Genomic DNA, 22,232 nt, shown 5'->3' on the forward strand with positions numbered 1-22,232 from the left:
GGCTCCTGACGGGTTTGCCCGTAAGTGGAGTGATTCCTGCGTGCGGCGAAATGCCGACACGGCCAAACACAAGAGGGGCGGTCATGAGGCGATCCAGCTGAGGGCGAACAGGGTTTGCCCGGGCAGCTCGAAGCTCACGCGACCATCCCGACAGTCGAAGGGTGCGTCGCGGCTGCGGTTGTCGGCGCCGAAATAACGCAGGGAACCCTTGCCCAGCGGGCAGGCCGCGCCATTGAGATCGACTCGCTGCAAGCGCGTGCCTTTGTTCACCCCCAGCAGCGTGCGCTTCTGGTCGTCGGCCATGGCCAGCACGTCGACTTCGAAGGCATCGTTGTCCAGGCGCAGCACGTTGTGCAGCCAGTGCTGGCGGATGAACTGCTGGGCCAGGCCGACGGGTTTGAGTTCGAAATGATTGTCGCCGAGCACCCGCAGCATGCCTTTGGGGTACTCGGGCTCGTCGGCCGCCTGGAACCAGCCAAGCATGTCGAGCAGGCCGTCCTGCGACGCATTGATCACCACCGAGGCCCACCACAATGACGCGTAGTGGGTTTCCTGATCGTAAGGGCTGAGGCTGGCACCGCTGGACATGTTGGTCTGGTCGAGCAACAGCGCCTTGCGCGGCCGGCCCCGGGCATCGAGCCCCGCCAGTTCGGCCGCGCGGCGCACGCTATCGCGATAGACGCGGGTGGCGAGCAGGTCGCGGATCATCCATTCGTGCCAGGCCAGGGCGTCGATCTGCTCCCCGTTGTCCTTGAGCAGGCGCCGCGCCCAGTCGATGCCGCGCCGCTCGCCGGCGTTGTCGGACAGTGGACCGTTGACGAACCGCGAACTGGCCGGGATGACGATGCGCACGCCGGCCCTGGCGTTGTCCGGGTTGCTGCGCACCTGCCGGGCCATGCTGCTGAACACGCTCTGGAAACTGGCGTAGTCCGGGTAGTTGAGGTTCGGTTCGTCGGCAAATCCGATGTAGTGCGTGCCCTTGCCGCCGAGGGCGCGGGTCGCGGCCAGCCAGGCCTCGAGCCCGCCATTGCTGGTGCTGTCGGCACGCAGTTCGGCCTGGCGCTGGCTGCCGGCCAACAGGGTGATGTCCTGGGTGATGCCGAACCGTTCCTGGTACAGACGCCGGAACGCATCTTCGTAGTGCGGCCGCGTGGCCATGATGTCGACGAGGCTGTAGTAAGTCGCCGCTTGGGGCTTGAGCGCATCGAGCACGGCAAAGCTCGAAGGCGGTGGCAGCACGTAGGGCAGGGCGATGCCCAGGTTCGGTGTAGTGCCGAGCAGTTCCTTGTGCAGGGTCAACCGGGTCCGGCCATCGTCCTCGCCCAGTGGCTTGAGCTGTTGCGGATTCTGCGCGAACAGGTTGGCCGTGCCGTCGAGCCAGAACGCCGCCTTGCCGCTGCCTTGCAGGCGCAGGCGCCAGACCTGATCGCTGGCGGCGACCGGCAGTTCGACCTTGTCGAATTGCCAGTAGGCACGGTAGGGCTTGAGGGCCAGCGTCAGTTGCTTGCCGTCCCCCACGCGCTGGGCTTGCAAGGTGCCGACGCCGTCGTGGAACTTGCCGGCGAGCACCGCATGTTCCCCGGCCGCGACCTTGAAATACAGCTCATCACCATCACGGGTTTCCGCGCTGAAATGCACCTTGGCCGGGGCGAACAGCGCCACCGTGCGTTCGTCGTGTTGCACGCGGTAGCGGCGGAAGCTGTAGCCCGGAATCTCCAGGCGATAAGGGCTGGCACCCGGTGCCAGTGACCAGCTCTGGTTGCCCTGGGTCTCGGCGGCGGCGATCGTCCGTTCGCCCGCAAGCTTGCCCTGGCCATCGAGCAGGTACAGGTGCTCTTCGTTGGCACCGGCCTGCCACGCCGGCACCCATTGCACGGTCAGGGTGTCGGGGCGATCGGTTTGCAGGTACAGGCTGCCGTCGCGGATATCGGCCCAGCGCATCGGCCCGGCGTACGCGTCGACGCTCAGGCCAAGGCCCATCAGCAGGGCGAAATACTTCATGCCGACTTCCGTTGCAGGACCAGCAGCATCGGCGCGATGTCGCTGGGCAGGATGATCAGGGTTTGCCAGAACGGCACCCGGCTCAGGCGGCAATACATCACCAGCAGGGCGACCGTCACCGCCAGGTAGGCGATGGACGAGGCCGCCGCCGCGCCGACGATGCCATAGGCCGGGATCAGCACCAGGTTCAGCGCCAGGTTGAGCAAGGCACCGAGGCCCATCAACAGGGAAATTGAACCGGGACGATCCTTGCCCAGCAAGTCCAGGCGCAGGATGCTCGCGTAGCACAACCCGAGCAGGCCCGGCAGCAGCGCGAGCAACGCCGGATAGGCCGGTTGGTAGGCCACGCCGAACAGGGTGACGATCAGCCATTCACCGATCAGCGCCATGCACAGGCAGGCGCCGAGCATCACCGTGGCGGTCAGGCGCAAGGCCAATGGCGTGACTTTTTCGATGCCTTCTTCCTGTTGCAGCAGGCGTTTCATCAGCGGCGTGGTCACCGCTTCCGGAACGATCAGCAGCAACTCGGCGGCGGCGCTGGCCATGGCGTAGTGACCCAGCGCAGTGCTGCCGAGCAGGGCGCCGATGAACAGGTAGTCGGAGCGCAGGATCACTTGCTGGAACAGCAGGTCCGGATGGCTGCGGGCGCTGTAGCGCAGCAGTTCGTTCTGGCTGGCGCGGTCCCATTGCAGGGTCAGCGGCTGGTTGCGCTTGAGCCACAGCCAACCGACCAGCACCACCAGGCTGATGCCCGCCAGCCAACTGATCAGCGCCGCTTCCAGCGCCGCGCTTTGCCACATCCAGAACAGGGCGAGGAACAGCAGCAGCGGCGCCAGCGATTCGATCAGGCGCAAGGCATTGAAGGCGACGACGCCGCCCGAGGCGTTGTGCAGGGTCAGCAAACCGCTTTTGAGCACGGTCAGCGGCACCGCCAGCAGCAACAGCCAGGCGAGCAAGCCCAGTTGCGTGGTGATGTCCAGTTCACTGCCGAATTCGCGGGTCAGCGCCACCACCAGCAAGGTCAGCATCGCCGCCAGCAGGCAACCGAACACCAGCACCTGGCTGAGCAGCAGGCCCATCGGTCGTTGCTTGGCCGCCTGATAGCCCACCGCCGAATTCAAGCCGCCGCTGGTGGCGGCGCTGATCAGGTCGGGCAGGGTGCTGAGCAAGGCAAACAAACCGCGTTCGCTGGGGCCGAGAATCCGCGCCAGCAACACGTTGCGCAGCAAGCGCAGGGCGATCATCGCCAGTTTGGTGCCCATGCTCAGGGCCAGGTGCTTGAGGTAATTGCTGCGGCTCATGGACGTGCCCCACGGTAGATGCGCCACGACAACAACTCGGGATTGCGCGCGGTACGCTGGCTGACGCCGAAGCGTGGCAGGGCCAGCGGATCTTCGGCCCCTCGATAAATGCCGGTGCCGGTGCCCAGGGCAAACGGGAAATCATGCCGGGCGACCTGTTGGCGCACCCGCGCATCGTTGTCGCCATTGGGGTAGCAGTAGACCGGCAACGGTCGGTTGCAGCCGTGCAGCAGTGCGTCGCGGCTGCGGCTCAGTTCTTCGTCCAGGCGTTGATCGTCAAGACCGGTGAGGATGGCGTGGCTGGCACCGTGGGGACCGAAGCGCACCAGGCCGGACGCTTCGAGCGTGCGTACCTGCTGCCAGTCCAGCGCCTGGGGCAACGACTCCTGCGGGCATTCGTCGGTCAGGTGATTGAGGTCTCGCGGCGCCAGGGTTTTCAGGCCCTGTAGAAAGTTCAGCAATGCCAGGCTACGGCGTTGCTCGTCGGGGTCATCGCAGAGTGTCGGCAACTGGCGCCCGAGGTGCTGCAAGCGTTCGATCAAATGCCGGCGTGCCTGTTCGCCATGGCTGTTCCACAAGGTTTCGCCGATGCTTTCCCACCAGAACCGCTGGCGGCTGCCGATGAAATCGGTGGACAGGAAAATGCTCGCCGGCACCTGGTATTTGTGCAGCAACGGGAAGGCATTCACGGCGTTGTCGCGCCAGCCGTCGTCGAAGGTCAGCGCCACTTTCGGCCGCTCCGAGCGCGATGCGCCGGGTTGCAGAATGTCCATCAGCGGCACGCAGTCGAAGTGTTTTTTCAACCACACCAGCAGATGTTCAAAGGCTTTTGGCCCCACGCACAGTTCATTGCGGTGGGGCAGTGCGGCGGCCTGGTCGCTGGCCAGCACCCGGTGCAGCATCAGGATCACCCCGGCGCCGTGCAGTTGATTGCGCCCCACCGGGGAGTTGAGGTACAGCCAGCCACTGGTGCGTTTTAACAGTTGCTTGATCGCCATGGCACGCGCCTCTCATCGATTTTGCTCGGGGTTCCATTGGGCGTAACGCTGGCCGCGCAGGAACTGCCACAGACCGATGCTCATCCCGGCGAGGGTCACCAGAAGGAACGCGGCGAGGCGAAAGGGTTTGGGCAAGCGGTGTTGCGAATCCAGCAGGCCGGCAATGGCCACCGTGTAACCGAGCAGTTGCGCGATCAGGCTCAGGCGATAAAAGTCGTGTTCGCCCCACAGCCAGAAATTGCTCAGCAGCAACGGCAGCAACAGGACCGGCGCCAGTCGCCGGATCAGCTTGTGGCTGATCAAGGCAAGCGCATACAGGCCGTGGGTCAGCGGATTGAGCAGCTCGCGGCGCTGGGCCAGGCTTTGCAGGCCGCCCACGGTGACACGCTGGCGGCGGCGGAACTGTTTGTCGGCTTCGTCCACGCCCTGGTCGATCACCCGGGCCTGGGGCACGTAGACAATCTTCTTGAACGCGACCGGCGCGCAGGTGCTGATAAAGAAGTCGTCGTTGACCTCCGCCGGCACGTTCTGGAACAGCTCGCGGCGCAGCGCGAGCAGGGCACCGTCGGCGGAAACCATGCAGCCGGTGCGATTTTCCACGTAGCGCAGCCAGCCTTCGTAGTGCCGATACAGGCTGTCACCGATGCTCAGGCCCTTGCCGGTCACCGGGATCACCATGTGCCCGGCGCAGCCACCGACTTGCGGGTCGTTGAGCGGCGCGAGCAGGTGGCCGAGGGTGTCGGTGGACCATTGGTTGTCGGCGTCGGTGAACACCAGGATTTCGCCGCTGCTGATCGCGACCCCGGCATTGAGCGTTGCCGCTTTCCCCTGGCGGGGCAGGTCGAGCACGCTGATGCGCGGGTCTTCGACCTTGCGCGCGCAGGCCACGGTGTCGTCGGTCGAGCCGTCGCTGGCGAGGATGATGTGCAGCGAGCGGGCCTGGTAATCCTGGGCCAGCACGGTGCGCAGTTTTTCTTCGATATGCCGCGCCTCGTTGTGTGCGGCAATCACGATGCTCACGTCCATGGGCTGTGCCGGTGCATGGCGCGGTGCCGGGTACAGCGGCGCCAGCAACGTCAACAGCAGGGGATAGCCGAGGTAGGCGTAAACCGGCAGCAACAGGCACAGCCAGAAAATGAATTCAGCCACGGGCGGGCCTCCTGGCATTCCAATGACAAAGACTGAGGATGAACGCGGCGCCCGCCAGGTGCAGGCGCACCCAGTGCAGGCCCCAGAGTTGCAGGGTCAGCAGCGTATCGTGGTGTTTGGCGCTCTGGCGCAGGCTCAGGCCCAGGGCAGGCAGGACGGTCAGCAGCAGCATCAGCGCCGCATGGTGGGGGAAACCGTCGAGCAGGGCGGAAAGGGCCATGAAGTCGATCACCCAGGCGGCAATCGACAGCAGCGGAAAACGCAGCAGCCGCAGGCTCGGGCCATGGGTGCGCAGCAGTTGCAGATGACTGCCCTGGCGCCACAATTCCTTGCCCATCCATTCCCGCCAACTGCCTTCGTAGCCCCAGTGCAGCGCCACGCTCTGGTTGACCGAAAGCAGCTTGGCGCCGGCGTCGGCCAGGCGCATGGTCAGCTCCTTGTCCTCGCCGGTGCGCAGCTGTTCATTGAAACCACCGACCTTGTCGAACCAGCGCCGACGCATCAACAGGTTGGAACTGGGCAGCCATTGCACGACATGCGGCGACTGGGTGTCGGGGCGCAAGGTACGACGCTGCCAGGCATCGGCGTACCACGGCGCTTCGGCCGGGGTGTGCAGGTCAAGGCCGAAGACATCGGCCTGGCCGCCGGACTCGAGGTCCGGCAGCAGCGTGAACCAGTTCTCGGGCATCTCGATGTCGGCATCGATGAAGGCCAGCCATTCACCGGTGGCGAGCGCTGCGCCGCGATTGCGCAACGCGCCGATGAGCAGGCCGGGCAGCACCAGCACCTGGGCGCCGAACTGCCGGGCAATCTGCGGGCCCTGATCGTCGGAGCCGTTGTCGACCACGATCAACTCGCATTCGACATTGGCCGCATCGGCGGCATGTTGTGCCGCGAACAGGGTCCGGGCGATGTGCCGGGCCTCGTTGTACATAGGGATGACGATACTGATTCGGTTCATGCCCTGACCTCTTTGTGCGGGGCTTCTTCGGCTCTCATGCGCAACACGCAGGTCATTGCGAGCATGATCCACAGGTACTTGTGGTTCGGCGCGCTGAGGAACATCAGGAACAGGGTCAACGACAGGAAGCTCATGCCCAGGTGGGTCATCACGTCGGCCTGCGCTCCATCCCCGCGTAACAGCCAGGCGCGGCGGGCGCGCAGCAGGTTGTACAGTCCCAGTGCCAGCATGCCGACGAACATCAGGCCGGCGGGAATCCCCAGTTCACTGAAGATTTCCAGGTAGGTGTTGTGGGCGCGCCGGTACAGGTCCGCGGTCTCGCCCTTGATGGAAAAGGCCTTGGCGTAACCGGTGATGGCGTAGTGCAGCGGGAACGTGCCGGGGCCGGTGCCGAGCAAGGGGTTCTCGGCGATCATGCCGCTGCCGACCACAATGTAGGAGGCGCGGCGGCCCAGGGATGGGTCCTGGCTCTTCGCTCCGGAGCTGAGAATGCTCAGCGACTGGATGCGCTCCACGTAGCCGGCCGGCATCGCATAGAGTGCCAACGGGATCACGATCGCCAGGCCGAGCATGGCAAAGCCCAGGTGGCGTGGACGAATGCGCGACAACCGCGCACGGTAATGCCAGGCGCCGATCAACAGGCTGAGGAACAACACCACCAGCCCCGAACGGGATTCGGTCTTGGTCATGCCGCCCAGCAGCAGGAGGGTGCAGCCGCCCCAGAACAACCGGTGCAACAGGTTCGGGCTGCGCACCACCAGCAACAGCGCCATGGGTACGGCGAAGGCGATCATCAGGGCAAAATTGTTCGGGTCCTTGAGCAGCCCGGAGGCGCGGCCGGCGTCCTGGTATTTGGTGGAGAACATCGCCATGGCGCAGGTCACCGCGACACTGATTGCGACCAGTCGGGCGAACATGTCGAGATTCAACTCACGCGCCACCAGCAGGGTGATGACAAACAGAATCAGGCCGACGCTCAATTCGCGCAGGTGGCCCAGGGAAATGCCCATGTCGTCGGTGTTCAACAGGCTGAGCAGGTACAGCAGCATGAAGCCGACCAGCAAGTGCCAGATATTGCTGCGCAGGCGCTCGGCCGGCAGTTGGCGAATCGCCAGTTGAAGCATCAGGATCAGCGCCAGTGAGGCCCCGAGGAACTTGGAGCCCGAAAACGCGTTGTCCTTGAACAGACCCTCGAACGGCACGATGGCGACAATCCCCAACAGGCCCCAGGTCGGCCTGCGGTACAGCACCGCGACACCCACCAGGCCGAGCACCGCTCCCGGCGCCAGAAACGGATAAGGGCTGGCCAGCAAACCGAGGCAGACCAGGCCGAGCAAACTGACGATCGAGAGTGGAAAGATCACGCGCGTGCCTCCCGTGCGGTCCGGATATACAGCTGCGACCAGCGTTCGGCCAAAGCCTTGAGGTCGTAGCGATCGCGTTGCGTACGTTTTGCGTTGTCGACCAAATAGCCGGCCAGGGCCGGGTCACGCAGCAGCGTGCCGATCTGGCGGGCGAGGGCGGCGCTGTCGGTGGGCGCGGCGAGCAGGCCGTTGTGGCGGTCCTGCAAGACATCGGGAATCCCGCCAACGCCGAAGGCCACCACCGGCACCCCGGCCTGCATCGCTTCGAGCAGAATCATCGGCGTGCCTTCGGTGCGCGAGCTGATCACCAGCGCATCGAGTTGTCGCCACCAGGCGCGCATGTCGGTCTGGTAGCCGGGCAGGCTGATGCGCGCCTGCAACCCGGCCGCGTCGATGCGCGCCTGCAGGCTTTCGCGCTCCGGCCCGTCGCCGAGCATCACCGCATCCAGTTGCGGGTACTGCCGGCACAACGGGATCAGTGCATCGAGAAACAGGTCAGGCCCCTTTTCGCTGCTCAGGCGCCCGACATAGCCGGCCAGAAAACGCTGGCGTGCGCCGTTGTGCGGCAGCAGGTCGTTGGCCGCCGGCAGACCGTTGGGGATCACCTGCAATTTGTCCGTGCTCACGTTGGCCTGGCGGTGCAGCGCCGCAATGCTTTCGGCGACGCACACCACCCGGTCCACCGAAGCCGTGCGGCACAACTGCAGGCTCAGCCAGGTGTAGAACTTCTGCTTGCGGCTGCGCGGGGTGAAGCCGTGCTGGGTGATCACCAGCGGCAGGCGCAACAGCGTGGCGCCCACCCAGCCGAACAACAGGCCCTTGAAGTTGTGCGTATTGATCAGTGGCCGCTGGTCCCGGCGTTGGCGCAAGTGCCCGAGCAACGCACCCAGGCCCGCGCATCCCAGGCAATCGACGCCGGCCTCGCGAAAACGCGCGATCAGCGCTGGCGGCGCATCGAGAAACAGCACCTGGTGCTGCCCCGGCGTCGCCAGGCAATGATCCAGCAGCATCCGCTCGGCCCCATAGAAGCCGCCGCTGCTGAGCAAATGAATGATCGGCAGGTCGCGGGGGGTGCCGAGCGCCGCGTTCAATTGCGCACCCAATGCACGAGGGCCGGAACGCTCCAGTTGCGGTGCGGATTGTTCGGCAGGGTGTTTTGATCGTTGATCACCAGCAGTACCGGCAAGCCCAGTTCATGGGTGATTTGCGCAGGGTGCTTGAAGCGGTGGTCGAAGAACTCACGCACGTAGACCAGGGCAATCGCCAGCAGCAGACCGGTGAACAGCCCGAACGGAATGATCAGCATCGGTTTGGGAAACGCCGCTTCGGTCGGTTCGAACGGCGGGCTGAGCACCCGGGCGTTGGACAGGTCGTTGTCGAGTGCGCGCGCGGTGCTGCTTTCGGCGAAGCGCTGGGCATAGGTGGAGAACGCCGCATGCAGCGCGTCGATCTCGGTGTCCATCTGCCGCAGCTTGCTCTGGGTTTCCTGCAACTGGTGGATGCGGTTCTTGAACTCGGCGATGCGCGCGGTTTTCTGGTCGATGACCGAACCGATCGTCGCCAGGTCGCTGGTGCGCTCCTGGATCCGGTTGCTGACGATCTTCAAAAATTGCCCACGGGTCCGGGTGATTTGCTCGCGAGCCAGCAGCATCGGTTCACTGCCGGGCTGAAAGATCGCCAGGTCGCTCATGTAGCGGCTGACCAGGGTCGTCAGTTGCTCGCCCAGTTGCTTGATCTCGCGGTCTTCGAAAGCGACGTTGTCGACCGTGGTGGTGAAGGTGTAGGGGAAGGTGTAGTCATTGAACCTGGCGTTGTTGGCGGTCGCCAGGCTGGTTTTCAGGTAGTCGAGCCAGCGCTGGCTTTGCAGCAGCCGGTCCTGATACAGGTTGAGCGCCTGCTCCTCGGTGTTGATCGCGTTGAGGCGGAAGGTGATCTCTTCCTTGGGGTCGGACGAGCCGATGCTCTCGAGCAAGGACAGGCGATTGGCTTCCAGGCCGTTGAGTCGCACCTGGTATTGCAGCTTCTTGGTTTCGTAGAAGCTCTGCGGCAGGTCGATCGATTGCATTTCCTGGCGGCTGACCAGGTAGTTCTGCAGCAGGGCCGCGACGAATTTGGTGCCTTGCGCCGGGTCAGGAAAGCTGTAGACGATCGAGATCACGTTGGAGCCCGGCAAGGTTTCCACCTTGAGGGCGTCGGCCGCTTCCTGCGTGAGCACATCGAGCACGGTGTCGCGCACCGGATCGGTCTGTAGCCCGAGCGTGTTGCGCAGCGGGTTGATCATGTGCTCGCGCACGGGGTTGACCACAAACTGCTTGAACGGCTGCACCAGCAGTTTGTTGAAGACGCTCACGGGCGGCGTGTACTCACCCTTTTCGCGCAACTGGCCGATGGTCTGGCGAATCAACGCCGGCGAACGCAGGATGTTGCTTTCGGTCTCCATGTCCGCCAGCGACGGCGGAATGAAGGACGCGTTTTCCTGATTGAGGGTGCTGGTGGCATCCCCCTGGGAGATTTTCTTGGACTGCACGATCACCTGGGCGGTGATATCGAAGCTCTGCTTGAGCATCAGCGGCAAGACCACGGCGATCACTGCAAAGACCAGGAAGACTCGTTTCACCAACTGCTTGTTGGCGAAGAAGATCCTGAAGAACTCATGCAGGTAGTTTTCCTTTGGATTCATGGCGGTCACCTGTGAGTTAGTCATTGCTGTCTTTGTTGTCGACGCGGTAGCTGAAGCTCATGCCCACGCCCTGGAACAACACCACGTCGGCCAGTTGCCGGGCGAGTTCACCGGCGCTGGCCAGTTTGGTCTTGGGCACGTACAGCATGTCGTCCGCTTGCAGGTAGGCGATCTGGGTGGCGTCGCCGGACAAGGCTTTTTCCACGTCGTAACGGTGCGCGACCACCTGATTGCCGTTGCGCCGCATGATCATCACCGAGTCCAGGCGGGCCTTGACGTTGGAGCCGCGTGCCATGGTCAGGGCCTCGAGCACCGACACCGGACGGCGGATCGGGTAGGAACCCGGTTGGCCGACTTCACCCAGTACATAGATTTCGTTGCCGGCGGTGGACTTGAGCAGCACGTCCACGGTCATGCGCCCAGGCAGTTTGGCGTAGCGTTTATTGAGGAAGTCCTCCAGCTGGTTGACGGTCATGCCTTGCAGCGGTACGGAACCGATTTCCGGGAAGCTGGCGTAGCCGTCGGTGCCCACGGTGATTTCCCGGCTCATGCCGGTGCCGGGGTGGTTGAGCACGGACTTGAGGTTCTGCTCATTGGTCAGCGGGGTCACCAGGATCACCGACAGCTGATTGCGGTTGGGCTGGAACAGCTGTTTGCGATCGTAGGCGCGTTGAATTTCCTCCCGTGCCTGATCGCGGGTCAGGCCTTCGATTTTCACCGTGGTGTTGGCGCCCGGCAGTTCGATGGTGCCGTCGGGCAGCACCAACTGGTTGCCGTTGAGTTGGCTGGCGGCGGTGAAATTCAGCGCGATCATGTCCCCGGACTGCACGCGATAGGCGTCCGAACCACTGGTACTGATGTGGAAGATCACGTCCAGCACATCTTGCGGCCGCAGGGTCTGTTCGACCTTGGGCACGTCTGTGGCCTGGGCGTTGGCCGGCGGGGCCGTGAGGATCTGCACCGGCATGCTTTGCGATTGTTCGGTGGACGTGCTGGAGCAACCTGCGAGGGGCAGCAACAGCAGGACAAGCATCTTGGCGTTCATGGCGTCATCCTTATCTGGTTGCTCACAGGTTTTTGTACAGCCACTTGGGCATGTAGTACTTGCGTCGGTTGAACACGCTGCCGACCAGTTTCGCGCCGGCCTGGCTCAGGCGCTGGGCCGCGGCCTGGGCCACTTCCCAGCGGGTGTCTTCGCAGCTCACGACCATGACCACGCCGTCCGCCTGGGTGCTGATGACCAGGGTGTCGGAATCCGAATACACCGCATCGCCGTCGATCACCACGAAGCGGTATTGGCTGACGAGCTGATCGAGCAGCGGGCTCAGGCGTTCGGGGGTCAGGTGTTCGTTGCCACGGGAGTGGCGGCCGAACGGCAGGACGTGGAACGGCAGGCTGGACACGTTGACCACACAGTCCTGCAACAAGGGCGGGCTCTGGGTGTTGAACAACAAGTCGCGAAGCCCGCGTTCCCGGGTCAGCCCCAGCTGTTGCGTGAGGTTGGTCGCCGACTGGCTGGCGTCCACCAGCAGCACCAGGCCGCTGCTCATCTGCGCCAGTTGACTGGCCAGCGCGAGGGCGCTGGTGGTGGTGCCTGCGCCGGGGTTGGCGGCGGTCAGGAACAGGATCCGCAGGTCCTGGTCCAGCACGGTCGATGTCAGGTTGGACTCGCTCGGGCTGGCAATGCTGAGGCTTTTAGCAGTTGAACCGTCCATTTAACTCGCTCCGTGGCCGCTGAACACTTTGAAAGGGGTTTTCAACAGAATCTTCAAATCAAGCAGCAGGCTCTGTTGGGCGATGTAAGTCAGGTCCAGCTCGACGCGCTGGTCGAAGTCGATATTGCTGCGCCCGGAGATCTGCCACAGGCCGGTCATGCCGGGGTAGATGCTCAGGCGCGCGAGGTGGTTGTCCTTGTAGCGATAGGCGTTGAACGAAGTCGGCCGGGGCCCGACAAGACGCATGTCGCCGGTCACCACGTTGAACAGGTTCGGCAGCTCGTCGAGACTGGTGCGCCGCAGGAAGCCACCGATACCGGTGATGCGCGGGTCCTTGTCGATCTTGAAATCGATGGCGTCGGCACCGTGCTTGTTCAGGTGCCGCAGGGACTCCTTGAGCTCTTCGGCGTTGGTGACCATGGTGCGGAACTTGTACATGCCGAACAGGCGGCCGCGGTAGCCGGTGCGCTTCTGCACGAACATCACCGGTCCCGGGCTGGTGCATTTGATGGCCAGTGCCAGGCCCAGCAGCACCGGCGCAATCAGCACCAGGATCGTCAGCGCACCGAGGCAGGCCAGCACGCGGTTGGTGCGCGACAGGGTCCACGATCGGCCACCGTCGCGACCGGTCAACCAGCCACGGCCTTGCATGTGAATGGCGGCGTCCATGCGCATGCGGTGCTCGGGGTCCATGCGCTTGTCCCTGCGCATTTTGTCCAGGGGCACACTTTTCTCATGTCCAGTCATAAATCCTCCGCATAGTTCAGCCGCGTGCGGCGTGGGCGATAGGCAGTCATTTAATTAATTACGCAATTAATTAATTAGTTGGTTAGTGCTTGGTTACTACTTAGGTATTACTGGGTTGTTGCCGGGTTAATTACTTTGTTAGTTAATTAGTTAGTTAGTAGTAAGTGCGGAACCAGGCAACGAAGTGCCCAAGTCCCTCATCCAGTTCGATGCGTGGCTGGAAATCGGTTGCGCGGGCCAGGTCGCTGGCATCGGCGCAGGTGTTGAGGACATCGCCCGGCTGCAGGGGTAGCAGTTCGACCCGGGCTTTTTGCCCCATGTGCTTTTCCAGCAGCGCCAGATAGTCCTTGAGCTGCACCGGGTGCTGGCCGCCGATGTTGAAGATCCGCCAGGGCGCCATGCTCGTGGCCGGGTCCGGGTGTTCGCGGTCCCATTGGTCGTTGGCTTGCGGCGGGCACTCGATCAGGCGCGTGATGCTCTCGATGATGTCGTCGATGTAGGTGAAGTCGCGCTGGTGCTCACCGTAGTTGAACAGCTTCAGCGGCTGCTCTTCGGCAATGGCCCGGGCGAACTGGATCGGCGACATGTCAGGCCGGCCCCAGGGACCGTATACCGTGAAAAAACGCAGCCCCGTGCAGGGAATGCCGAACAGGTGGCTATAGCTGTGGGCCATCAACTCGTTGGACTTCTTGGTCGCGGCGTACAGCGACAGCGGATGATTGACACCGTCCTTCACCGAGTACGGTGTGTGCTGGTTGGCGCCATACACTGAACTGGACGAGGCGTAGATCAGATGCTTGACCGGGTGCTTGCGGCAGCTTTCGAGGATGTTCAAAAAGCCGCTCAGGTTGCTCTCGAGGTACGCCCGCGGATTTTCCAGGGAGTAACGCACACCGGCCTGGGCCGCGAGGTGGATCACCACGTCGGGTCGTTCCTCGGCAAACAGGGTCTCTATGGCCGTGGCATCGGCCAGGTCAACCGTCGAGAGCTGGAAAGGGTGTGCCTGCTCCTGCACCCAACGCACGCGATCGTGCTTGAGTTGCGGGTCGTAGTAGCTGTTGAAGTTGTCCAGGCCGAACACCTGGTGGCCATCGCGCAGCAGTCGCAGCACGCAATGGGCACCGATGAAACCGGCCGCTCCGGTGACGAGAATCTTCATGGACGCACGGCCTCGGGCACGATGTGGCGCAAGCCGATGCCGCTGTAATGCAGGCCGGCGGCTGCCACCTGTTCCGGGTTGTAGAGGTTGCGCCCGTCGACGATCACCCGGCTGCGCAGTTTGCTCGCCAGCAGGTCGAAGTCGACCACGCGAAAGTTCTTCCACTCGGTGCAGATCACCAGGGCATCGGCGTCTTCGAGCGTGTCATCGCGGGTGGCGCACAGGTGCAGGCCGTCGCGGTAGCCGTAGAGGCGCCGGCATTCGGACATGGCTTCCGGGTCGTAGGCCTGCACGCTCGCGCCTTCGGCCCAGAGCGCCTCCATCAGATATCGGCTGGGCGCTTCGCGCATGTCATCGGTGTTGGGCTTGAACGCCAGGCCCCACATGGCGATGGATTTGCCGGCCAGTCCGCCAGGGAATCGCGCCTTGAGTTTGCTGAACAGGATATGCCGCTGGCTGTCGTTGACCTCGGTCACGCTGCGCAGCAGGCGCAGGGGCATGCCGCTGTGCTCGGCGGTGTGCAGCAGGGCGCGCAGGTCCTTGGGGAAGCAGGAGCCGCCGAAGCCGCAACCGGGGTAGATGAAGTGGTAACCGATGCGCGGGTCTGAACCGATGCCTTTGCGCACGGACTCGATATCGGCGCCGAGCAACTCGGTGAGGTTGGCCAGTTCGTTCATGAAGCTGATGCGCGTGGCCAGCATCGCGTTCGCCGCGTACTTGGTCAGCTCGGCGCTGCGGTTGTCCATGAACATCAGTTTTTCGTGATTGCGGCAGAACGGCGCGTAGAGCTCGCTCATCTGGCTGCGGGCCTCTTCGTCAGCGGTGCCGACGATGATCCGGTCCGGGCGCATGCAGTCGGCCAGGGCGCTGCCCTCCTTGAGAAACTCCGGGTTGGACACCACCCGTACCTTCAGCGAGCCTTTGCCGCGGCGTTGCAACTCTTCGATGGCGGTGGCGCTGACCTGGTCCGCCGTCCCGACCGGTACCGTGGACTTGATGATCAGCGTGCGGTCGGCCTCCATGTAACTGGCAATCTGCCGGGCCACGTTCAGCACGTGGCTGAGGTCGGCCGAACCGTCTTCGTCGGCGGGCGTGCCGACGGCGATGAAGATCAGGTCGGCATGCTCCACCGCATCGCTGGCCTGGGTGGTGAAGAGCAGGCGACCGGCCTTGATGTTCTCTTCAAGGGTGCCCGAAAGCCCTGGCTCACTGATCGGTGGCACGGCCTGTTGCAGTTGCCGGATCTTGTTCGGATCGATGTCGACGCACAGGACGCGATGTCCGACATCGGCCAGTGCCGCTGCTTGTATCAGGCCAACATAGCCCGTACCAAATACGCTCACGTCCATATTGGCGTGCCTCGTAAGACGGTGAAGAGTCGGGAAGTAAAACTGTCAAAAGGGGTATAGACCAGCCTCGGCAAACCGTGTCAACAAACCGTCTGTTAAATGGACAAGACACCCCCAAAACTGGGGGGCCAATTGCCATCAAAGTCGCACCACTATTGGGTTTTCCCCCGATTTTGAGGGGCCGGCGAGAATTCAAAGAAAGCGATAAACGGTCGTAAGCCGCGAAATACAAGGGTTGTAGCAGATCGAGTGTGTCAGATTTGAGTCATTGTTTTTTTGACGCTTTTCAAAAAGTCAGACAATTTTTACGCACAGATGGCGCAATGCCAGTGTCAAGAATCGACCGACAATCCATTGGCAAGGGGTCATCGGGTCATTGCAAAATACAATGATCCGACAGGTCGACGGGAGCGCCGGGAAGTGGCATTTTCCTGAGCCGGGCGCCCTTGTGGTCGGGCACCCTTGAGCGGGGGAGTGGCGTCAGTTGACCGCGGCGGGATCAATCCGGGCATCGGCGGTTTGCGGTTTGACCTCAGGGTCGTGCAGCAGGGAGAAGCCACGCTCGAGCAGGGTGCGGCCGATGAACCGCGAGCCCACTTCGTTCAAGTGCGAGTCGTCCAGGTACAGCAACTGACCCTCGATGATCGGACTGCACACGCCGGCCGGGCAGATCACCTGGTTGGGGTCGATGAAGCGTATTTGCGGGAACCTGGCCCGCACGTCCGCCCAATAGGGCGCCGGTGCACTGCGGGCGACCGAGCAGTTGCGCTCGTTGCCGAACATCAGTCGGCGAATCGGGCAACTCGCCGCCTTTTCGATGTGCTGGTTGCTCAGGATGACGATCACCTGGCCGCTGTTCTCCACCACCCGGCGGATGCTCGCTTCGACCAGGTCCCTGGCCCGCTCATCCTTGGGCCAGATCGCCGCCAGTACCACGTAGCGATACTTGTGCTGCTCGATCAGGCTGAACACCCGCTCGTTGCGTTTCGCGCAATGGGCCGCATACACCGGGGGCATTTCCGCGGTGTAGCCGAGGATCGGCGGGCAGGAGTCCATGGTGTAGTCCATCAGCATGATGTTGTTGGGTTTGGCCAGAATATCGACCATGCCGGTGAAGTGATTGGCGAACGAATCGCCGATCATGATGCCGTCCAGCGCCTCCTTGGTCGCGCCCAACCGGCAGCGCTCGTTGGGTTCGGTCTGGTACAGCGCATTGGGGACGTGGCAGCCGCTGCGGACCTCGGCGGGCTTGTTCAGGGTCATCGCTTCAAGCGCTGAGACGTTGGCGTTGAAGCGTTGTGGAAAACCGTTGAACTGCAGGCTCAGCCCCGCCAGCACGGCCAGCCCCAACGCCGGCAGGGCAAACCGGCGGGTGAAGACCCGGGCAAAATGCAGGCTTGCCCCGGTCCGTCGAAACGGCACTTCGACGTAGCGCCACGACAGCCACGACAGCAGGACGGAAGCGCCGATCAGCAGCGCCCCCACCGGCAGGTCGATGGGGATTTCCAGGTAGTTGAGGAAGGCAATCAGCGGCCAGTGCCACAAGTACAGCGAGTAGGAGATCAGGCCGATGAACACCATGGGCCGGCTGGTGAGCAGGCGCGAATGACGCTCGCCGCTGCCGGCCAGGATCAACAGGGCGGCGCCCAGGCAGGGGATCAAAGCGTTGATCCCGGGAAAGGTGGAGTTGGCGTTCAAGGCAAACAGCGAGAAGCCGATCAGCAGGTAGCCCGCCAGCGCAAAAGCATGGCCCGCCAGCTTGCCGATGACGCGCGGTTGGTGCAGGTAGATCGCGAGCAGCCCGCCCAGCATCAGTTCGAAAAAACGCGTGGGCAGCAGGTAGTAGGCGGCCGTGGCGAAGACCCCGGTTGCGTACTCGGAAACGCCCACCGCCAGCACCACGCCGATGGCCAGCACGGGCAACACGTAACGCGGCGCCAGGCGATACAGCAGCACGATGAACAGCGGCCAGATGACGTAGAACTGTTCTTCGATACCCAGCGACCAGGTGTGCAACAACGGTGCTTCGCTGGCATCGGCGGCGAAGTAGTTACCGTACTTGACCCAGATATAGATATTCGAAACGCCCAGCAGCGACAGCAGGGCGCTGACGTTGAGCCGCACCAGGTCGACCGGCGACAGGATGAAGGCGCCGACGATCACCGTCGCCAGCAGCACCGTCGCCAGCGCCGGCACGATGCGGTTGATGCGCCGCTGATAAAAGCCCTTCAGCGAGAACGCATTGCGCTTGACCTCGGAAAACACCTGGGACGTGATCAGGAACCCGGAGATGACAAAGAAGATGTCGACGCCGACGTAGCCGCCGGGCAACAGGCCGGCCTTGAGGTGATGCAGCAGCACTGCGATCACTGCGACCGCGCGCAGCCCATCGATGTCGGAGCGGTACTTGCCTTGAGCCATGCGCCTGACCTTCCCTAAAACCGAAGCCATCCATCGATGTCCGACCCGTGATATCCGCTGTCAGGACGCTGGACATTCAACCCACCCATCATTTGTAGCTGGAAACTGGTGGGACGCAAAAATCAATGGCGTACGAGCGTGGCTTTTATCGACCTTGCCGGGTTCGCCAGGCGCCCGGCGCGCACCCCAGCCACCGCAGGCATGCACGGTTGAAACTTTGCACATCGCTGTAACCCAGGCGGTCGGAAATCTCCACCAGCTCCAGGTCCGTTCCCTGCAAAAAGTCCTCGGCGCGGTAGCGGCGGTACTCGTCGAGCAACTCGGAAAAACTCCAGCCCAACGCCTTCAAGCGTCGGGCCGCGGTGCGCTCGAGCAAGTGCTGGGTGCTACAGAATTGCTGCCAGTTGGCGGCGGCGAGGTCGGCGATCAAATGGTCGCAGACTTGCTCCAGCAAGGTCGGTTCGCTGTTGCGTCGGGTCTGCTCCAGCAGTTCGACCAGCGTGCCTTCCAGTTCCTGGTTGCCCGGCGTCAAGGGGATAACGAACAGCTGCGGATCGAGACGGATCGCGTGTTGTGCCTGTTGCCACTGCACGGGGGCGCGGAAGGCTTGCTCGTGATCCTGCGGTTTGGCGGTGCAGGGGCCGGCCAACGCGACAGCCAGTATCGGATCACGCTCCAGGCCACTGGCGAGGAACTTGCGCCGCAACATGCTGCACAGGCTGATGAGGATGTAGTCGGTGGTTGCCGCGCAGGTTTTCACGCTGCCGCGGTCGAGCAACTGCAGTTCGACGCTGTCGTCGCCACGCACGATCCGCGCCTGGAAGTGCCCGTTGAAGAACGGAAAGAAGCGCACGAAATACTCGCAGGCGCTGTCCAGTGAATCGGCCACGTCGAACAGGTACGTCAGGCCGTTGGTGGCGGTGGAAACGAAACGCCGACCGGCCGCCAGGCCGATCAGCGGGTCGCCGCTCTGTTCCAGGGCAAACGCCCAGAAGCGCCGCGACAGGAACAGCGGAATGCGCATGAATGGCGTGCGCAACTCGAACAGGCTGCGCCGAAACAGGCCTTCGATGCTGTCCCGGTTCACGCCACGGGCCAGCAACTCTTCGATGGCCGGCAGCAGGGTCGGTGCGTAGAACGCATTGGGTATCGATGGGGCGTGCAGTGGCTGATCGCTTTTTGTCATGTAGGGCTCACAGCTTGTTCCGGAACACTGGTTAGGCTGCCCGACGTTAAGCGATTTGCCGGAGCAAGACCATGCTTGATTTACGCCAGCTCGATTTGAACCTGTTGCTCGCCTTCGATGCGATTTACCAGCAGCGCAGCGTCACCCGTGCCGCCGAGGTGATGTGCCTGTCGCAGCCGGCCATGAGCAATGCGTTGCGTCGCCTGCGCGAATTGTGCGGCGATCCGCTGTTCATCAAAAGTCGCCTGGGCGTGACGCCGACGCTGGTCGCCCATCGCCTGGCCGACTTCGTGCGTGCCGCGCTCGAGTCACTGCGCGACGGCTTGCGCATGATCCCCGCCGCACGGCAGAACAATCCGCTGCTGCGCATCAGTTGCCTGGATTGCCTGCAACCGGTGCTGCTCGATGCCTTGCTCGAATCGCCCCACGCCGATTGGCAGGTGCGGTACTTCCAGCCCCGGCGCCGTGACGCCTTGCAGGACCTGGCCAGCGGCAAGCTGGATATCCTGATCGACCTCGACCAGCCGCTGGCCGGGCTGGCCGGCCTGCACAAACAGACATTGCCCGCCGACCATTACGTGTTCGCCTATGGCGCCGCGCTCAAGGAACCGCCGCGCACCCTGCAGGAGTTTCTGCTGCAACCGCAGATTCAGGTGTCGAGCCGCCGCGACGGGCTCAGCCCGGTGGACTTGCAGCTTGGCTTGAAAGGCCTGCGGCGCAATGTGGCGATGAGCACCCAGAGCACCCTGGCCGCGAAGCTGATCGCCGACCGCCAGCCGTTCGGCATCAGCCTGCCCAGCCGGGTCGCCAGTGTGCTGGGCCTGCAACAGGTGCCGCTGCCCCTGGACGAACCCGTTGAGCTGAAGCTGGCGCTGTACATCGAGTCGCGCTATCGCTTCGAGCGCAGCCGCGAAGAGGCGATGCATTGTCTGCTGCGTGCGCTGGGAGAGCCTCGGGCGTTGCAGGCCATGGCGCGGCGTGCGTGACTTCAAAGCTGCGACGAACCCTGTGGGAGCGAGCTTGCTCGCGATAGCGGCAGGTCAGTCAAAAGTGATGTTGACTGACCCGGCCCCATCGCGAGCAAGCTCGCTCCCACAGGGGGCCGTGGTTACTCGCCTAATTCGACGCCAACAAACGCCGGTCGACCGACAGCACCGCATCGACCATCGCCAGTGCCGCCGGTGTCAGGGAGTGGCCGGCGCGGCTGACGATGCCGTAGTGCAGTTGCAGGCCGGGATCCTCCTTGGGCACATCGGCAAATTCCAGCAGGCGGATCAGGCCTTGGTCGACCAGTTCGGCCAGGGCTTCCACGGTGGCGATGCCGACGGCGTCGGAGTGCATCACCACGCGGCGGATGGCATCGAACTGCGCGCATTCCACGCTGGGGTTGAAGTCCGCCTCGCCCTGCACGTCGGCGAGGATCTTGCGGATCATCGGCGGCATTCGCGTGCCGACCACCGCGTAGTCGAGCAGGGCGCGCAGGGACAGGTTCTGCTGCTGTACCAGGGGATGGCCGACCCGGCAAAAGAACCGCCCGCGCCGGGGTCGCAACAGCTGTACCTGGTATTGCGGGTCGCCGGTGAAGTAGCGCGCGTCGGCCACGAGGAATTCGATCTGCTGTTCACGCAGCCAGACCGCCAGTTGTTCCCAGTCGCCCTGATGGAAGCTGATGCGGATCGCCGGGTGAGCCTGGATGAATTGCGCCAGCGCCTCGGGCACCAGCACCTGGGCCGGGTAGGGGCCACAGCCGAAGTGCAATTCGCCACCGGTCAGGCCGTTGTATTGGGTCAGTTCGTTGTGCAGGGCCTGGCTGCCGGCGAGCAGGCGCCGGGCATGTTGCAGCACCAGTTCGCCCTGGCCGGTCAGGCGGAATTCACGGCTGCCGCGCTCCACCAGCGCGCAGTCGAGGTCGCGCTCCAGGGTCTGGATGCTGCGGCTGAAGGCCGGTTGGCTGAGATTGATCGCCTCGGCGGCCCGGCCGAAATTGCGGTAATCGGCCAGGGCGACAAGGTGGCGGAGTTGTCTCAGGTCCATCATGCGTCTCCTGCATTTGGCGGATACTTTTAATGCATTGGATCGATAGCATAGAGACTGGCATAAGTACACGCCTGTCTTCTCGCCGTAACGTGCCATGACCAGTCAACCATTCATCTCCAGCGCCTTTACCCGCACCATTCTCAGTCATGCCCGGCAGTCCGGCTTGTGTCAGGACCAGTTGCTGCAACGGGCCGGCATCTGCCTGTCGTTGCTCGAGGGGCAGGACCTGCACGTGCCGGCGCATCTGGTCGAACGTTTGTGGAATGAGTGCGAGCGAGCGGGGGCGGGGGCGTCGTTTGGCTGTGAACTGGTCAACGGCATGGCGACCACCACGTTGCGAGGGTTGAACATTCTGCTGGATTCCGCCGCGACCCTGCGTGCGAGCCTGGCGTGCTTTACCGAGTTCATGCCGCGGGTGACCAACTGTGTGGTGGCGGAACTGGAGGAGGGTGGCGGGCAGGCTCGTTTGCATTTGCGCAGTGTTGGCCAGCAGACGCATTTTTTTGGCCTTGATGCGGCGACGCTGACGTTGGTGCGTAACATTGCCCGACGCTTGGGGCGAGCGCCGGCCGAGGTGTTTGTCGCGGTCCACCTGACGCCGCGACAGGCTGCCGGGAAGTGGTTGCGCAGTGTGGGTGTCGAGGTGCTGGAGGGTTCGCATCCGTGCTTGAGCCTGCCCGCGGCCAGCCTTGATGAGCCGTTGTTGGGGGCGAATGCGTTTTTGCATCAGAGCATGTTGCGGCACTGGCAGACGGCTGCGGTGCAGCATGCTCGCAGTGACAGCCTGGAGATGGCGCGGCATTGGTTGACGGCGGGGGATCAGCCGATCGAGCGGATTGCCGAGCGGTTGGGGTATCGGCAGCCGAGTAATTTTATTCGGGCGTTTCGTAAGCAGTTCGGGATTACGCCTAAGCAGTTTCGCCTTGGGTTATAGGGTGATGGGTCGGTGTACATATCCGTTGCTGCGGTAACGGCGACTTATGGTTTCGCCCTTACGGCGAGTCCCTTTTGTCAAACGACACAAAAGGAACCAAAAAGTCTCGCCCCTTGCGTACGGCCCCTCGCTAGAGCTCGGGGTTCCTTCGCTCCGGCATTCATCCGGGGGCATCGCCCTCCGGTTGGCTTCGCTGGCACCTACATGCGATGAGTTCGACTGCGTCGAAC

At 63.4% G+C, this 22,232-nt stretch carries 18 protein-coding genes; 2 read left to right on the top strand and 16 right to left on the bottom strand.

Features of this window, described 5'->3' with window-relative positions:
• Positions 1-81: 81 nt before the first annotated feature.
• The 15 genes from EI969_RS18080 to EI969_RS18150 all read right to left on the bottom strand — a co-directional run bounded on the left by EI969_RS18080 (position 82) and on the right by EI969_RS18150 (position 19,031).
• Positions 82-2,001: a hypothetical protein gene (locus tag EI969_RS18080; RefSeq protein ID WP_160388998.1), complete on the bottom strand. Its 1,920-nt coding sequence runs from the start codon at positions 1,999-2,001 to the stop codon at positions 82-84.
• Entirely contained in the window at positions 1,998-3,302 is a 1,305-nt protein-coding gene (locus tag EI969_RS18085) for a lipopolysaccharide biosynthesis protein (RefSeq protein WP_160388999.1), read from the bottom strand. Before EI969_RS18085 ends, EI969_RS18080 begins: the two co-directional genes overlap by 4 nt.
• Complete coding sequence (locus tag EI969_RS18090; protein ID WP_160389000.1) at positions 3,299-4,300, bottom strand: polysaccharide deacetylase family protein; 1,002 nt, start codon at positions 4,298-4,300, stop codon at positions 3,299-3,301. Before EI969_RS18090 ends, EI969_RS18085 begins: the two co-directional genes overlap by 4 nt.
• Before the next feature lie 12 nt (positions 4,301-4,312).
• Positions 4,313-5,449 (bottom strand): glycosyltransferase, encoded by a 1,137-nt coding sequence (locus EI969_RS18095; protein ID WP_160389001.1) that lies wholly within the window; start codon positions 5,447-5,449, stop codon positions 4,313-4,315.
• Complete coding sequence (locus tag EI969_RS18100; protein WP_160389002.1) at positions 5,442-6,410, bottom strand: glycosyltransferase family 2 protein; 969 nt, start codon at positions 6,408-6,410, stop codon at positions 5,442-5,444. The genes EI969_RS18095 and EI969_RS18100 overlap by 8 nt, the downstream gene beginning before the upstream one ends.
• Positions 6,407-7,774 carry an O-antigen ligase family protein gene (locus tag EI969_RS18105; RefSeq protein ID WP_160389003.1) on the bottom strand — a complete coding sequence of 456 codons (1,368 nt, stop codon included), beginning with the start codon at positions 7,772-7,774 and terminating at the stop codon, positions 6,407-6,409. The genes EI969_RS18100 and EI969_RS18105 overlap by 4 nt, the downstream gene beginning before the upstream one ends.
• A complete protein-coding gene (locus EI969_RS18110; protein WP_160389004.1) occupies positions 7,771-8,865 on the bottom strand; it encodes a glycosyltransferase family 4 protein in 1,095 nt (364 codons plus the stop codon). Before EI969_RS18110 ends, EI969_RS18105 begins: the two co-directional genes overlap by 4 nt.
• Positions 8,862-10,454: a Wzz/FepE/Etk N-terminal domain-containing protein gene (locus EI969_RS18115; RefSeq protein ID WP_160389005.1), complete on the bottom strand. Its 1,593-nt coding sequence runs from the start codon at positions 10,452-10,454 to the stop codon at positions 8,862-8,864. The genes EI969_RS18110 and EI969_RS18115 overlap by 4 nt, the downstream gene beginning before the upstream one ends.
• Positions 10,455-10,470: 16 nt before the next feature.
• Positions 10,471-11,499 carry a polysaccharide biosynthesis/export family protein gene (locus EI969_RS18120; protein ID WP_160389006.1) on the bottom strand — a complete coding sequence of 343 codons (1,029 nt, stop codon included), beginning with the start codon at positions 11,497-11,499 and terminating at the stop codon, positions 10,471-10,473.
• Positions 11,500-11,521: 22 nt separating this feature from the next.
• On the bottom strand, positions 11,522-12,169 hold the full coding sequence (locus EI969_RS18125; RefSeq protein ID WP_160389007.1) for a CpsD/CapB family tyrosine-protein kinase: 648 nt from the start codon (positions 12,167-12,169) through the stop codon (positions 11,522-11,524).
• Positions 12,170-12,916, bottom strand: coding sequence for a sugar transferase (locus tag EI969_RS18130; protein ID WP_150718881.1), 747 nt, complete (start codon positions 12,914-12,916; stop codon positions 12,170-12,172).
• A gap of 154 nt (positions 12,917-13,070) precedes the next feature.
• Positions 13,071-14,075 carry an NAD-dependent epimerase gene (locus EI969_RS18135; RefSeq protein ID WP_160389008.1) on the bottom strand — a complete coding sequence of 335 codons (1,005 nt, stop codon included), beginning with the start codon at positions 14,073-14,075 and terminating at the stop codon, positions 13,071-13,073.
• Positions 14,072-15,424, bottom strand: coding sequence for a UDP-glucose/GDP-mannose dehydrogenase family protein (locus EI969_RS18140; RefSeq protein WP_160389009.1), 1,353 nt, complete (start codon positions 15,422-15,424; stop codon positions 14,072-14,074). The genes EI969_RS18135 and EI969_RS18140 overlap by 4 nt, the downstream gene beginning before the upstream one ends.
• Positions 15,425-15,904: 480 nt before the next feature.
• The gene (locus EI969_RS18145) at positions 15,905-17,845 is read right to left on the bottom strand and encodes an acyltransferase family protein (RefSeq protein ID WP_160389010.1); all 1,941 of its coding nucleotides are present in this window, start codon (positions 17,843-17,845) and stop codon (positions 15,905-15,907) included.
• A gap of 145 nt (positions 17,846-17,990) precedes the next feature.
• The gene (locus tag EI969_RS18150) at positions 17,991-19,031 is read right to left on the bottom strand and encodes an AraC family transcriptional regulator (RefSeq protein WP_160389011.1); all 1,041 of its coding nucleotides are present in this window, start codon (positions 19,029-19,031) and stop codon (positions 17,991-17,993) included.
• Between the two features lie 71 nt (positions 19,032-19,102).
• Here EI969_RS18150 and EI969_RS18155 point away from each other — a divergent pair, with 71 nt between their 5' ends.
• Positions 19,103-20,017 (top strand): LysR family transcriptional regulator, encoded by a 915-nt coding sequence (locus EI969_RS18155; RefSeq protein ID WP_160389012.1) that lies wholly within the window; start codon positions 19,103-19,105, stop codon positions 20,015-20,017.
• A gap of 130 nt (positions 20,018-20,147) precedes the next feature.
• Here the strand turns inward: EI969_RS18155 and EI969_RS18160 are convergent, their stop codons facing one another.
• Positions 20,148-21,065 (bottom strand): LysR family transcriptional regulator, encoded by a 918-nt coding sequence (locus tag EI969_RS18160; RefSeq protein WP_160389013.1) that lies wholly within the window; start codon positions 21,063-21,065, stop codon positions 20,148-20,150.
• 97 nt (positions 21,066-21,162) lie between these two features.
• Here EI969_RS18160 and EI969_RS18165 point away from each other — a divergent pair, with 97 nt between their 5' ends.
• Positions 21,163-22,002: an AraC family transcriptional regulator gene (locus tag EI969_RS18165; RefSeq protein ID WP_160389014.1), complete on the top strand. Its 840-nt coding sequence runs from the start codon at positions 21,163-21,165 to the stop codon at positions 22,000-22,002.
• Positions 22,003-22,232: the final 230 nt, after the last annotated feature.

The organism is Pseudomonas sp. PB101 (assembly GCF_009764265.1).
Taxonomy (GTDB): domain Bacteria; phylum Pseudomonadota; class Gammaproteobacteria; order Pseudomonadales; family Pseudomonadaceae; genus Aquipseudomonas.